The sequence below is a fragment of the Clostridium hominis genome, assembly GCF_014287825.1.
GTDB lineage: Bacteria > Bacillota > Clostridia > Clostridiales > Clostridiaceae > Clostridium > Clostridium hominis.
Map to the genome: position 1 here is coordinate 16,980 of NZ_JACOOO010000007.1, position 15,034 is coordinate 32,013.

The 15,034-nt window shown below is 30.6% G+C and carries 14 protein-coding genes; 13 read left to right on the forward strand and 1 reads right to left on the reverse strand.

Annotated elements, in window-relative coordinates; translation table 11 throughout:
- The first annotated feature begins 75 nt into the window (after window positions 1-75).
- From H8S20_RS05515 to H8S20_RS05555, 9 genes are all read left to right on the forward strand, one after another.
- Window positions 76-633, forward strand: coding sequence for a helix-turn-helix domain-containing protein (locus H8S20_RS05515; protein WP_032118222.1), 558 nt, complete (start codon window positions 76-78; stop codon window positions 631-633).
- 101 nt (window positions 634-734) lie between these two features.
- Window positions 735-1,637 carry a trans-4-hydroxy-L-proline dehydratase activase gene (locus H8S20_RS05520; protein ID WP_186859499.1) on the forward strand — a complete coding sequence of 301 codons (903 nt, stop codon included), beginning with the start codon at window positions 735-737 and terminating at the stop codon, window positions 1,635-1,637.
- A gap of 5 nt (window positions 1,638-1,642) precedes the next feature.
- On the forward strand, window positions 1,643-4,021 hold the full coding sequence (gene hypD, locus H8S20_RS05525; protein WP_186859511.1) for a trans-4-hydroxy-L-proline dehydratase: 2,379 nt from the start codon (window positions 1,643-1,645) through the stop codon (window positions 4,019-4,021).
- 27 nt (window positions 4,022-4,048) lie between these two features.
- Window positions 4,049-4,855, forward strand: coding sequence for a pyrroline-5-carboxylate reductase (gene proC, locus H8S20_RS05530; protein ID WP_186859500.1), 807 nt, complete (start codon window positions 4,049-4,051; stop codon window positions 4,853-4,855).
- A gap of 32 nt (window positions 4,856-4,887) precedes the next feature.
- The gene (locus H8S20_RS05535) at window positions 4,888-5,781 is read left to right on the forward strand and encodes a sulfite exporter TauE/SafE family protein (RefSeq protein ID WP_032118226.1); all 894 of its coding nucleotides are present in this window, start codon (window positions 4,888-4,890) and stop codon (window positions 5,779-5,781) included.
- A 136-nt stretch (window positions 5,782-5,917) separates the two neighbouring features.
- Entirely contained in the window at window positions 5,918-6,472 is a 555-nt protein-coding gene (locus H8S20_RS05540; protein WP_032118227.1) for a metal-dependent hydrolase, read from the forward strand.
- A gap of 163 nt (window positions 6,473-6,635) precedes the next feature.
- Window positions 6,636-7,610, forward strand: a complete 975-nt coding sequence (locus tag H8S20_RS05545; protein ID WP_186859501.1) for a hypothetical protein — start codon at window positions 6,636-6,638, stop codon at window positions 7,608-7,610.
- Between the two features lie 199 nt (window positions 7,611-7,809).
- Window positions 7,810-8,319, forward strand: a complete 510-nt coding sequence (locus tag H8S20_RS05550) for a GNAT family N-acetyltransferase (RefSeq protein WP_186859512.1) — start codon at window positions 7,810-7,812, stop codon at window positions 8,317-8,319.
- A 42-nt stretch (window positions 8,320-8,361) separates the two neighbouring features.
- On the forward strand, window positions 8,362-9,000 hold the full coding sequence (locus H8S20_RS05555; protein WP_186859502.1) for a nitroreductase family protein: 639 nt from the start codon (window positions 8,362-8,364) through the stop codon (window positions 8,998-9,000).
- 45 nt (window positions 9,001-9,045) lie between these two features.
- Here H8S20_RS05555 and H8S20_RS05560 read toward each other — a convergent pair whose 3' ends face one another.
- Window positions 9,046-9,225 carry a (2Fe-2S)-binding protein gene (locus tag H8S20_RS05560; protein ID WP_436231590.1) on the reverse strand — a complete coding sequence of 60 codons (180 nt, stop codon included), beginning with the start codon at window positions 9,223-9,225 and terminating at the stop codon, window positions 9,046-9,048.
- 178 nt (window positions 9,226-9,403) lie between these two features.
- On the opposite strand from H8S20_RS05560, the gene H8S20_RS05565 reads away from it, so the two are divergent.
- From H8S20_RS05565 to gltA, 4 genes are all read left to right on the forward strand, one after another.
- Window positions 9,404-11,275 carry a sigma-54-dependent Fis family transcriptional regulator gene (locus H8S20_RS05565; protein ID WP_186859503.1) on the forward strand — a complete coding sequence of 624 codons (1,872 nt, stop codon included), beginning with the start codon at window positions 9,404-9,406 and terminating at the stop codon, window positions 11,273-11,275.
- Between the two features lie 186 nt (window positions 11,276-11,461).
- Complete coding sequence (locus H8S20_RS05570; protein WP_186859504.1) at window positions 11,462-12,628, forward strand: iron-containing alcohol dehydrogenase; 1,167 nt, start codon at window positions 11,462-11,464, stop codon at window positions 12,626-12,628.
- 19 nt (window positions 12,629-12,647) lie between these two features.
- Window positions 12,648-13,538: a sulfide/dihydroorotate dehydrogenase-like FAD/NAD-binding protein gene (locus H8S20_RS05575; RefSeq protein WP_032118232.1), complete on the forward strand. Its 891-nt coding sequence runs from the start codon at window positions 12,648-12,650 to the stop codon at window positions 13,536-13,538.
- Complete coding sequence (gene gltA / locus H8S20_RS05580; RefSeq protein WP_032118233.1) at window positions 13,538-14,932, forward strand: NADPH-dependent glutamate synthase; 1,395 nt, start codon at window positions 13,538-13,540, stop codon at window positions 14,930-14,932. Before H8S20_RS05575 ends, gltA begins: the two co-directional genes overlap by 1 nt.
- Window positions 14,933-15,034: the final 102 nt, after the last annotated feature.

The window sequence follows — 15,034 nt, forward strand, 5'->3', positions numbered from 1 at the left end:
GGTGAAAAGTTAAAAAAATAACGAAAGAGCTTGTAGAAATTTAATATTTATAAGTAAAGACATGGAGGAAGTTTTTTGATAGCAGATGTAGGACAAAAAATTAAGAACTTAAGAAAAGAAAAAGGACTAACATTAAAGGAATTAAGTGATGATACTAGTTTTTCGGTTGGGTTTTTATCGCAATTAGAAAGGGGATTAACAACTATTGCTATTGATTCTTTAGAGAAGATAGCTAAAAGTTTAAATGTAGAGTTAGCATATTTTATTCAAGAGGACAGGAAAAAAGATAAGACGGTAGTTATTAGAAGTTATGAAAAAGAGGTTTCGCAGGTAACTAGCAATCAATTCATACATTATGATTTATGCGGTAACAAGGACTTATCAATGATGCCTAGATTAATAGAAATATTACCATCTAAAGCAAAGGAACAAATAAAGAGTTATCCTCATTGTGGAGAAGAGTTCCTATATGTATTAGAAGGAATATTAACATTGCATATTGGAGGACAAAGTTATGATTTATTTCCTGGTGATTCAGCACATTATCAATCCACGATAGATCATAACTGGTGTAATAATACTAATAGAATAGTTAAGATTATTACGGTACATTCTACTAAAAAAGATACTTAAAAATAACGATTGCTAAGGGGTAGAAAAGCTCAAAATTTAAAAATATTTTGTATACCCCTTTTAAAATATAATATGTTAAATGAAGTAATAGGGGTGAGTAGATGGCAGAAGGTACAATTATTAATATTCAGAAATATTCAGTTCATGATGGACCAGGTATAAGGACTACAACTTTTTTTAAAGGATGTCCTTTGAATTGCTGGTGGTGTCATAATCCTGAGACACATTTAAAAAGACATGAAATAATGTTTTTTGAAGATAGGTGTACAGGCTGTGGGAGATGCGTAAAAAATTGTTCAAATGGAGCTATTGAAATCATAGAATCAAAGGCAGTTGTAGATGATGAAAAATGTACTCTTTGTGGAAGGTGTAGCGAAGTATGCATAAATGAAGGTAGAGAGTTAGTAGGAAGAGATATAACAGTAAATGAATTGATGAAAGAATTAATAAAAGATCAAATGTTTTATGAACAATCAAATGGTGGTGTTACTTTTTCAGGTGGAGAACCTATGCTTTATGTAGAGTTTTTAAGTGAAGTATTGGAAAGGTGTAAACGAAATGGGTTACACACTGCAATTGAAACAAGCGGATATGTTAAGTGGGAAGAATTTGAAAAGGTTATCAAAAATGTTGATTTGTTTCTTTATGATATAAAGCTTATGAATAATGAAAAACATAAAAAGTATATAGGTGCTGATAATCAATTAATATTAGATAATCTTGCAAAACTTTGTGAAGAAAATAGCAATATTATTATCAGAATGCCTATAATAGCTGGTATAAATGATGATTTTGAACATGTAAATAGTGTAATAGACTATATATCAAATTTAAATATTATAGAGGTGAATTTATTGCCTTATCATAAGATGGGGATGGATAAATATAAAAGAGTAAATAAAATTTATAAATTAACAGGTACTGAAGTACCAACTGAAGAAAAAATGAATGAGTTAGCCAAAAAGTTTAAAGAAGCTGGAATTAAAGTGAAAATAGGAGGGTAAAAATCATTATGAGAGAAAGAGTAAAGAAACTAAGAAAACAAAGTGTGGATACAGTACCATACATTTCGATGGAAAGAGCTAAAATAGTTGATTCTGTCTATAAAAAATATGAGGGAACTGTACCAGTACCGGTACTAAGAGCTTTAGCATTAAGAGAATTAATGACTAATAAGAAACTTTGTATTAATGAGGGTGAGCTTATAGTAGGGGAAAGAGGAGAAGCACCAGGGGCTACACCTACTTATCCAGAGTTATGTTGCCATACAGTTGAAGATTTAGAAATAATGAATATTCGTGAGAAAATATCATTTAAAGTAACAGAAGATGATAAAAAAGTACAAGCTGAAACTATTATTCCATATTGGGAAAATAGGTCTATGAGACATAAAATTCTTTCAAGAATGTCTGATGAATGGAAAGATTGCTATAAATCAGGAATATTTACAGAGTTTATGGAACAAAGAGGGCCAGGACATACTGTTTGTGATAATAAAATTTATAAAAAAGGTTTTATAGACTTTAAAAATGATATTGAAACTGCTATGGGAAATCTAGATTATCAAAATGATGATGAGGCTTTAGATAGAAAACATCAATTAGAAGCTATGAGTATTGCTTGTGATGCAATAATGATTTTAGGTAAACGTTATGAGGAATATGCAAGAGAATTAGCAGAAAAAGAAGATGACGAAGTTAGAAAAAAAGAATTACTTGATATTGCAGAAGTGTGTAGTAATGTGCCTGCTCATGCTCCGAGAAATTTTAGAGAAGCGCTTCAAATGTACTGGTTTACTCATCTTTGCGTAATTTCTGAATTAAACCCTTGGGATGCTTATAATCCAGGTAGATTAGATCAACATTTAAATCCGTTCTATGAGAAAGAAATAGAAGAAGGTACATTAACTCATGATGATGCAGAGGAGCTATTACAATGTTTTTGGGTTAAATTTAATAATCAACCTGCACCACCAAAGGTTGGAGTTACTTTAAAAGAAAGTAGCACTTATACAGATTTTGCGAATATTAATGTTGGTGGAGTTAAAGTTGATGGCTCTGATGGAGTTAATGAAGTAAGTTATATGCTACTTGATGTAATTGATGAAATGAGATTATTACAACCAAGTTCAAATGTTCAAATTAGTAAAAAGAGTCCTCAAAGATTTGTGAAGAGAGCTTGTGAGATTTCAAGGAAAGGTTGGGGACAACCATCAATGTTTAATGCAGATGCTGTTATACAAGAACTGATTAATGCAGGAAAATCCTTAGAAGATGCAAGATGTGGTGGTACTAGTGGATGCGTTGAAACAGGAGCATTTGGTAAGGAAGCTTATATATTAACAGGGTATATGAATCTACCTAAGATTTTTGAAATTACATTAAATAATGGTATAGATCCAATGACTGGAGAAAGATTAGGAATAGAAACTGGAGATCCAATAGAGTTCGAAAGTTATGAAGAGCTAATGGATGCTTATAAAAAGCAATTACATCATTTTATTGATATAAAAATGCAAGGTAATAGAATAATAGAAAAGTTATATGCAACAATGATGCCAGTACCTTTCTTATCAGTTGTTACAGATGATTGTATTACAAAAGGTAAGGATTATAATGCTGGAGGAGCTAGATATAATGTTAACTATATTCAAGGCGTTGGGATAGGAACGATTACTGATTGTTTCTCAGCAATTAAGTATCAAGTATTTGATAGAAAAGCTATAACTATGCAAGAACTATTAGATGCTATTAAGGATGACTTTGTTGGGCATGAAGCAATATTAAATCTAGTTAAGAATAAAACACCTAAATATGGTAATGATGATGATTACGCAGATGATATTATGAGAGAAATTTTTGCTGCATACTATAATGAAGTTGATGGAAGAAAGAGTATAAGAGGTGGAGTATACAAAATAAATATGTTACCAACTACATGTCACGTATACTTTGGATCTGTTATGGGAGCATCTTCTAATGGAAGAAGAGCTAAGGCGCCATTATCAGAAGGGATATCTCCAGAAAAGGGAGCGGACATAAATGGACCAACAGCTGTAATAAAATCAGCATCTAAGATGGATCATCTAAAAACTGGAGGAACTTTATTAAATCAAAAGTTTACACCATCAGTAGTTGCAGGTGAAAAAGGTCTTGATAGTATGGCTAATTTAGTTAGATCTTATTTTAACTTAGATGGGCATCATATCCAATTTAATGTTATCAGTAGGGAAACATTAATTAAGGCTCAACAAAATCCAGAAGAGTATAAGGATCTAATTGTTAGAGTTGCTGGATATAGTGATTACTTCAATAATCTTGATAGAGTGCTTCAAAATGAAATTATAGAAAGAACAGAGCAATCCTTTGAATCGATGACATGTTGTTAGTTTAAAGTGAGGATAGGAGAAGAAGATATGGAAAAGATAGTAGGATTTATTGGCGCTGGTAATATGGGGCAAGCGATTGTTGGTGGAATAATAAACTCGGATTTAATACCTTCTAGCAATATTATTATGTCTGATTTATATAAGCCAAGTTTAGAAAAGGCTAAGGAAAAATACAGTATAGAAGTTACTACTGAAAATAAGGTTGTTGCAGAAAAATCTGATATTTTAGTCTTAGCTGTTAAACCTAATTTATATCCAATGGTTATAAATGAAATAAAGGATATAGTAAAAGATAATGTAATTATAGTTACAATTGCGGCAGGAAAATCTATAGAAAGCACTGAAAAGTCTTTTGAAAGAACTTTAAAGGTAATAAGAACTATGCCTAACACACCAGCTCTTGTAGGAGAAGGTATGACTGCTGTTTGTCCTAATTCATTAGTTACTGAAGACGATGTTAAAGAAGTATGTAATTTACTTAGTAGTTTTAGCAAAGTAGAAGTAGTTAGTGAAAAATTAATAGATGCAGTTACATCAGTTAGTGGGTCAGCACCTGCATATGTATATATGTTCATTGAGGCTATGGCAGATGCTGCAGTATTACAGGGGATGCCAAGAGATAAGGCTTATAAATTTGCTAGTCAAACAGTTTTAGGATCTGCAAAGATGGTACTTGAAACTGGAATGCATCCAGGTGCATTAAAAGATATGGTTTGTTCGCCGGGTGGAACAACAATAGAGGCGGTAGCAGAATTAGAAGCAAATGGATTCAGAAGTGCTGTAATATCAGCTATGAATAAATGTTATGAGAAATCTAAATTTATGTCTAAATAAAAATTAAATAAATAGAAATAGGAGTTGATATTATGGTACAGGTTATTTGGGGATTATTAGTGGTTATGTTAGTTTGGTATGTGTATGTCTTTGGGAAAGATGTATGGCAACACAGAGATGAGTTAGAAGATTCATCATGGATAAAGTCAGGATTAATTGGCGGGTTTGTTAATTTTTTTGATGTATTAGGAATTGGAGCTTTTGCACCACAAGCAGCATTGTTGAAATTTACAAAGGAAACAAAGGATAGAGTAATACCAGGTACAATGAATGTAGCTAATACAGTGCCAGTGTTATTGCAAGCGTTAATATTTATAAAAGCTGTTGAGGTTGAAGTAGTTACTTTAGTTGCTATGTTAGTATCTGCTACATTAGGAGCTGTAGTAGGAGCTGGTATCGTAGCAAAACTGCCTGAGAAAAAAGTTCAACTTACAATGGGAGTAGCATTATTTATTACGGCTATAGTTATGCTTGCAAGTTTATTAGGATTAATGCCAGTAGGGGGAGAAGCAATAGGGCTAACAGGGGTTAAGTTAGTATTTGCTGTTGCAATAAACTTCGTATTAGGTGCATTAATGACTGCTGGAGTTGGATTATATTCACCATGTATGGCTTTAATCTTTATGCTTGGAATGTCACCATTAGTTGCATTCCCTATAATGATGGGTTCATGTGCATTTTTAATGCCACCAGCATCAGTTAAGTTTATAAAAGAAAAAGCATACAATAGAAAAGCGGCATTAGCTATGGCTATACCAGGATCAATAGCAGTTTTAGTAGCAGCTTTTGTTGTTAAGTCTTTACCGTTAGATGTATTACGTTGGGTAGTTGTTGTAGTTGTAATATATACTGGAACAGTAATGCTTAAATCAGGATTAAAGAATAAAGGTACTAATGAAGTTGTCGGAGATATAATTGAAGGTTAATAAAGTTATGTGATAGAAGGGAGTTGTGAATAGCAACTCTCTTTTTATTAAAATAAAGAAATGAAAGAACATACTTTCTCTTTGTCGTAAAATATAGTAGAATAAAACTATATTTAACAAAGGATGGATTAATAATATGACCGGAAGAGAACACATGATAGTAGGAACAACAGCGACAACTACTATGGGAATAGGATTTTTACTAACTAATAATATATCAAATGTAAAATTTATTTTTCCTTTAATTATTGGAGGATTTATAGGATCTTATATGCCCGACATAGATTCGCAAAATTCAAAAGCAAGGAAGTTTTTTAATAAATTTATTGTGTTTTTAATAATAGCTTTAGTTATAGGATATACGTTAGGGATGGCTTTAAATATAAATGATATAATTATATTTTTTGAGCAACATGGTCAGGAGTATTTTCCTATTATATTTTTTGCTATGTTAATTATATTGGGTAAATTATCTCCTCATAGGATGTTTACTCACAAGTGGTTTGGTACGACATTGTTTTGTTTTAGTGTATATACATTAGGAAATACTTATTTGACTATTGGATTTACTATGGGTTATGTATTACATATAGTATGTGATAGATTTTCTCCAAGAGGTAAGAAGCTGAAGTTCTTCGAGTTTAAATTACCTTGTAGAAATTCTAAAAATAAAATTAATGTTACTTGGTAATTGATATATAAATAAAGTAGGTTAAATCTTAAGAGAAAGGATTAATCTACTTTTATTTTAGAAATTAAAATAAAATGAAAAGTAGATTTATGTAATATTAAATATAATTTAATAATAGCTTTAATTAGGAAGAGTTTGAAATGTATTTAAATAGGAGGAATCTATGGTTTTATTTATAAAAAAAAGATTTATAATTATTATTTTTATTATAATGTGTTTAGCTTCAGTCGTTGTAGGGGTGAATATGTATTCAAAAAAAGAAAATAAAGTATTAATAGGTGGTAGTCTAGAGAGTGTTGAATGTTTAGTTGGTGAGAGTGAAGCGTTTTATGAGGATATAGATTTGGAGAAATATTTTAGACCATCCAATCTTCCTATATTAAATGATAATAAAGACATAAATAAATTTATCTGGGAAAGTGAAAATGTTGAATATAAAAATGTAGAGATACCTAAAGAATATTTAAAAAGTCCAGAGAATACAATAATTAATTATTTTTCCTTATTAAGAGAGGCTTCTAACCCTGAAAAAGACAAATATACTGGTTGTGGAAGCATTGGAGAAGGAAAAGCACCATATCCAATAGCGTATAATTTTTTTACTAATGAATATAAAGAAAAAATAAAATATAGACAATATGAAGATTCATTTAAGAATATACTTCATATAAACTTAATTAAATTTAAGGAAATACCTGAAACTAATAATAAAGAGTTAAAATATTTTTATGAGATAGAGACTATTCAAGGTTCGGAAAGTGGGATAGGATATTTTGCATACTATTATGGTTATATTAACTTGGTAAGGGATAATGATGTATATAAAATATCTAATATAACAGTAACCCCGGAAGAGTATTTATGTGCACCATATCATAGTTGGTTTTATAGTGGAGAATACTCTGTACAGATTAAATATGGAAATTGGTGCAATTTGATTAAAGGTGATCCTAAAGTTGAAATAAACGATTATGTAAAAGATATTCAGTTTGATGGAACAGATGGAAAAGAGTATAAAATAGAATTTTTTACATTGACAAATGATTATGATATAGAGGTAGCACAATTTAAGAAGAATAGTGCAAATGAATGGGAGAGGATTTATTTAAATCCAGAAAATTGTTTAAAAAATAAATAATATTTATTAAAGGTCTAGGGCTAATTTTTAGCCCTATTTTTAATGAGTTTGATTTATATTCGAATTAGTTTTATTTTCACTATATCTTGATTGTTAAATAATTAAAGTTATGATTATTTAATAAATTTGATCGGACATTATGTTATAATAATACATAATAAATATATTATAAATTATAGATAAAGGGAGTAAGCTAATGATGTTTTTTAGAAAAGCGACTGCAAATGATATAAATAATATTATGAAAATTATTAATGATGCAAAAGCATATTTTAAAGAGATGAATATAGATCAATGGCAAGATGGATATCCAAATGAAGATGTTATAAAAAATGATATTTTTAATAGTAATAGCTATCTCTTAGAAGTGGATGGGAAAATAGTTGCCACTGCTATGTTTGCGATTGAGAGAGATAAAACATACGATAACATATATGATGGGAAGTGGTTGACTGAAGGTAAATATGCAGTAATACATAGAATTGCAGTAGATAATAACTTTAAAGGGTTAAAGTTAGGCGCAGAAATAATAAATAATGCAATAGAAATTTGTAAAGCTAAAGGGATAGAAAGTATTAAGATAGATACTCATAAAGATAATAATTCAATGCAAAAATTTCTTTTAAATAATGGATTTGAATATTGTGGAGTGATATATCTTGAAGATAAAAGTCTAAGAATAGCTTTTGAGAGAAAAATAAAAATTTAAAGATATCAATATATAAATAATATTGATACGAAAGGAAAATAGATGAGTAATTTAGAGTTTATTTATGATAGAAAAAGTATACGGAAGTTTAAAGATACTAAAATACCTAAAGAAGATATAATTAAATTATTAGAAGCTGCAACGCAAGCACCCTCACCTAAAAATCAGCAAACATGGCACTTTGTAGTTATTCAGAATAGGGAAGTTATAAATAAGATGGCCGAAATAGTTACTAAAACGCATACTTATCTAGCGGAAATAGCTAAAGATGAAAAGCAAAGAAAGCTTATGATGAGTACACTGCCATATTATATTTGTTTTAAGGATGCACCAGTTGTAGTAGTAGTATATTCAAAGGCTTATAAGATGATAGAGGAAGAGATTTTAAAAGCTAATAATGCTAATAAAGAAATAATTGATATATTGAAATCGACACATTCTGAAGTTCAAGGGATAGGTGCGGCAGTAGAAAACTTTCTTCTTGCGGCAACTGCAATGGGATACGGAACTTGTTATATGACAGGACCAGCTCATTCTAAAAGAGAGATTGAAGAACTCATTGATTTTAATAAAGAAGGATATGAGTTAATGTCTATGATATCCTTAGGTGTTCCCGAAGATGAAACTCCTAAAGCACCACCACGTAAACCGTTAGATGAAGTAGTAACATTTATAGATTAAACAAAGGATCTAAAGCATAGGAATATAAGCTTTAGATCCTTTGTTTTATTTATATTTAGCTATAAGTTCTTCAATCTTGCCTTTGCATCTAGAACCATGGCAGTAACCTGTTGTAGCTCCAGTAGTTTCTTTTACCTTTTCAACTGTATCTGCTCCATTTTTTATAGCTTCTATTATAGTATCTTCTGGGATACCTTTGCATAAGCATATTATTTCATCACTCACAATAACACCTCCTAATAAATTTAGTATTAGCTTCAATGGAACAGATATGCAAATATTAAGAGAAAAATATAATAAATCACTGGAGAGTAACTTGTAAAAAATGTATAATATAAATATATATGGGGATTAAAATTTATCTGTTTTACAAAAACAATTTATTTGGTAGGGGATGAAATGAGTGGATAAAGGGAATTTGATAGAAAAATCTCATGAAAGATCAAAGGAATTTGGAGTACAAACTAAGACTAATAACTCTAAAAAGAAATTAAAAGCAAATGAAGTCTATACATTATTAGAGAAGAATAAAGAACTTATAACTATATCTATGCCATATATAAATATGGTATGTGAAACTATAGAAGATAATGATTTTATATTAATATTAACTGATAGGAATGGTTGTATATTAGATATAAAAGGTGAAGAAAGAGTAGTGCATGAATTTGCAAGGCTTAATTTAGATATAGGTGTATTTGTAGATGAAAAAAATATAGGTACTAATGCTATGGGAGTAGCTCTTGCTGAAGATAGACCAGTTCAAGTTACAGCAGATGAACATTATGTAGATATATTTAAAGGATTAACATGTTCAGCAGCTCCTATACATAATATAAAAGGCGATATAATTGGAACATTAAATTTAACAGGGAAATGGGATAAAAAGCATCCTCATACATTAGGATTAGTTATTTTTGGGGTTAAAGCTATAGAAAATGAAATACATAATGTTAAATCTCAAGAAATACTTCAAGAGGCCTATAATTATATGGATAGTATAATTAAAAATGTTGATAAAGGTGTAATTATAGTTGACTCAAAAGGAAAAATAAAAAATATAAATGAACATGGAGCCAAGATATTAGAGGGCAATAAAATAGATATTATTGATAGAGATATTGATTTTATTTTGCCTGATTGGTTTAAAATTTATGAAGTTTTAGAAAAAGATGAGAAATCTATAACTAGAGAAGTAAAGACAAGTGAAAATAGTAATTTTAAGACATTATTAAGTATTAAAGGTGTTAGAAATGGTAAAAGATTAATAGGTTTAGTTATTACATTAAAGGATGAGAAAGAACCGTATGCAAAAGGTATTGCTCGTTATGATTTTGAGGATATAATAGGATCAAGCTCCATTATGAATAATGTAATAACTAATTGTAAGATAGTAGCTAATAGTCCTTCAACAATATTGATTCAAGGAGAAAGTGGTACAGGTAAAGAGGTTTTAGCTCAATCAATACATAATTATAGTGTTAGAAAAAATAATAAATTTATAGCTATTAATTGTGGCGCTATTCCATCAAATTTAATTGAAAGCGAGCTTTTTGGTTATGAAGATGGTACTTTTACAGGTGGGAAAAAGGGTGGAAAGATAGGGAAAATTGAAATGGCTAATGGAGGTACTTTATTTTTAGATGAAATTGGAGAAATGCCACTAGAACATCAGGTTAATTTACTTAGAGTAATACAAGAAGGTAAAATTACTAGATTGGGCAGCACAGAAGAGATTAGTGTTGATGTTAGAATAATAGCAGCAACTAATAAGAATCTAAAAAAAGAAATTGAATTGGGGAAATTTAGAGAAGATCTATATTATAGGCTTTGTGTTATTCCTATAAATTTGCCAGCACTTAGAGAAAGAAATGGTGACATAAAAGAACTTATTAATTATTTTTTAAGGATGAAGTCATTTAAACTTAATAAAACTGTCCCAGAAGTTAGCACAAAACTATATAATGACCTTATTAATTATAGTTGGCCAGGTAATATAAGAGAGTTGGAGAATGTTATTGAGAATATAGTTAATCTAGATGGATATATGTCTTTTTCATTAGACGTAGATAAAGAAAAAAGTTATGATAATTCTGTAAAGGAAGCAGAAGAGATCCAAAATGATGAAATAACTTTAGAATATATTGAAAAAAAACATATTATTAAAGTTCTAAGAAAATACAAAAACAATATATATAAATCAGCTAATGCTTTAGGGATTAGTAGAAATACTTTGTACAATAAGATAAAAAAATATCAAATAGAAGTGTGCTAAAAGTGAACAGTGTTCAAAAATATAACAGCAAAAATAAGAAAGTGCGAAGAAAATGAACACTTAGAATTACTTAAGAAATAAAAGATGGTTAAAAAAATAACGAATAATAAGGGGTTGTAGGTTTGGCATAGTAATTGCTAAATAAATAATTGAGAAATGATTTTTTTGATTTATGGAGGGATAAAAATGGCAAGATTTACATTACCAAGAGATTTATATCATGGAAAAGGATCTTTAGAAACATTAAAAACAATTAAGGGTAAGAAAGCAATAGTAGTTGTAGGTGGCGGATCAATGAAAAGATTCGGGTTCCTAGATAGAGTAGAAAATTATTTAAAAGAAGCAGGAATGGAAGTAAGAATATTTGAAGGTGTTGAACCGGACCCATCAGTTGAAACTGTAATGAAGGGTGCAGAAGTAATGAGAGAGTTCGAGCCAGATTGGATAGTTGCAATGGGGGGAGGTTCTCCAATAGATGCTGCTAAAGCTATGTGGATATTCTATGAATACCCAGAATTTACATTTGAACAAGCTGTAGTTCCATTTGGATTACCAGAGCTAAGACAAAAAGCTAAATTTATAGCAATACCATCAACATCAGGAACAGCTACAGAAGTAACTGCTTTCTCAGTTATAACAGATTATAAAGCTAAGATTAAATATCCTCTAGCTGATTTTAACATAACTCCAGATATAGCTATAGTTGATCCAGATTTAGCACAAACAATGCCTGCGAAACTTGTAGCTCATACTGGAATGGATGCATTAACTCATGCAATTGAAGCTTATACTGCATCATTAAGATCAAACTTTTCAGATCCATTAGCAATAAAAGCTATTCAAATGGTAGAAGAAAATTTAGTTAATTCCTATGCTGGAAACGAAGAAGCAAGAAACTTAATGCATGAAGCTCAATGTTTAGCTGGTATGTCATTTTCAAATGCATTATTAGGAATTGTTCACTCAATGGCACATAAGGTTGGGGCTGTATTCCATATACCACATGGATGCGCCAATGCTATTTTCTTACCATATGTAATTCAATACAATAGAACAGCTTGTGAAGATAGATATGCTGATATAGCAAAATCAATTGGATTAGAAGGTTCTACTGATGCTGAATTAACAGATGCATTAATAGAAAGAATTAATAAGTTTAATAATGATTTAAATATACCTCATTCAATGAAAGAATATGGAGTTGCAGAAGATGACTTCAAAGCTAATTTAGATTTCATTTCTAAAAATGCTGTAGCTGATGCTTGTACAGGATCAAATCCAAGAGAAATAGATGCTAATACGATGGCAAAATTATTTGAATGTACTTATTATGGAAATAAAGTTGAGTTCTAAAAATTAAGGAGACGATGAAATGTTTAAAATTGTGGATAAAAGGCTTCTAACAGATAATATTTATTTAATGGATATAGAAGCAAAAAGAGTTGCTAAATCAGCAAAACCAGGGCAGTTTGTAATTGTTAAAACAGATGAAAAGGGAGAAAGAATTCCTTTGACAATTGCAGATTATGATTCAGAGAAGGGAACTGTAACAATAGTTTATCAAACTGTTGGAGTTGGAACTAGAGAATTATCAGAATTTGAAGTTGGTGAATATGTTCAAGATTTTGTAGGACCATTAGGGATGCCAAGTGAATTTATTCATGAAGATATTAATGAATTAAGAAATAAAAAGTTTATCTTTGTAGCTGGTGGAGTTGGGGCAGCTCCAGTTTATCCGCAAGTTAAATGGTTCCACGAAAATGGAATTGAAGTTGATGTGATAATAGGATCAAGAAATAAAGAACTTCTAATATTAGAAGATGAAATGAGAAAAGTAGCAGGTAACCTTTATGTTTCTACTGATGATGGTTCATATGGATTTAATGGAAGAGTTACTGATTGCCTTTTAGATTTAGTTAATAATAAAGGAAAGAAATATGATCATGCAGTAGTTATTGGGCCTATGATAATGATGAAATTTATGTCTATATTAACTAAAGAATTACACATACCAACCACTGTAAGTTTAAATCCAATTATGGTAGATGGAACAGGAATGTGTGGGGCTTGTAGAGTAACAGTAGGAAATGAAGTTAAATTTGCATGTGTTGACGGACCAGAGTTTGATGGACATTTAGTTAATTTTGATGAATCAATGAGAAGACAAACAATGTATAAGACAGAAGAAGGAAGAGCTATTTTAAAGGTAGAAGAAGGCGATACACATCATCGTGTTGGCTGTGGTTGCGGAGGTGATAAGTAATGAGTATGCAAGATAGAATGAAAAGAACTCCTGTAACAGAGCAAGAACCTAAATTAAGAGCAAAGAATTTTGAAGAAGTATGTTTAGGATATGATCAAGAAAGAGCTATAAAAGAAGCCAATAGATGTTTAGGCTGTAAGAATCCTAAATGTGTAGAAGGGTGTCCAGTTTCTATTGATATACCTGGATTTATTGCAGAAGTAAAGAATGGAAATTTTGAAGCAGCTGCAAAAGATATAGCAAAATATAGTGCTTTACCTGCTGTTTGTGGAAGAGTATGCCCTCAAGAAACACAATGTGAGGGTAAATGTGTGTTAGGGATTAAAGGGGAACCTGTTGCTATAGGTAAATTAGAAAAGTTTACAGCAGATTGGTCTAGAGCCAATGATGTAGATTTAACTAATAAAGAAGAAGAAAAAGGTAAAAAAGTTGCTGTAATAGGAAGTGGTCCTGCTGGATTAACTTGTGCTGGCGATTTAGCTAAAAAAGGGTATGATGTAACAGTATTTGAAGCTTTACATGAACCAGGTGGGGTTTTGGTTTATGGAATTCCAGAGTTTAGACTACCTAAAGAGGAAGTAGTAAAGTCAGAAATTGAAAATATCAAAAAGCTTGGAGTAAAGATAGAAACAGACGTAGTTATAGGTAGAACTGTTACAATAGATGAACTTATGGAAGAAGAAAAATTTGATGCAGTATTTATTGGATCAGGCGCAGGACTTCCTAAGTTTATGGGAATACCAGGGGAAAATGCAAATGGAGTATTTGCAGCAAATGAATTTTTAACAAGAGTAAACTTGATGAAAGCTTACAAAGATGAGTATCAAACACCTGTTAAAGTAGGGAAAAAAGTTGCTGTAGTAGGTGGAGGTAATGTTGCTATGGATGCTGCTAGAACGGCATTAAGATTAGGCGCAGAAACTCATATTGTATATAGAAGAAGTGAAGCTGAGCTTCCAGCAAGATTAGAAGAGGTTCATCATGCGAAGGAAGAAGGCGTAATATTTGATGTTTTAACTAATCCAATGGAGATATTAGAAGATGAAAATGGATGGGTTAAAGGAATGAAATGTGTAAAAATGGAGTTAGGTGAACCAGATACGTCAGGAAGAAGAAGACCTGTAGTTGTAGAAGGATCTGAATTTATCTTAGACGTAGATACTGTAATTATGTCCCTTGGGACGTCTCCTAATCCTTTAATATCATCAACAACAGAAGGATTAGAGATAAATAAGTGGAAATGTATAGTTGCTGATGAGGAAACTGGATTAACATCTAAAGAAGGTGTTTACGCTGGTGGAGATGCCGTAACTGGTGCAGCTACAGTAATTTTAGCTATGGGTGCAGGTAAAAAAGCAGCAATAGCTATAGATGAATACCTGCAAAATGCATAATTTAGAGGTTAATTAGAATTAATAAGATTCCTTTAATTTATAATATCATATAGTAAGTTTGTTAGGGTCTAGAGAAAATTAATTTCTATAGACCCTAATTTT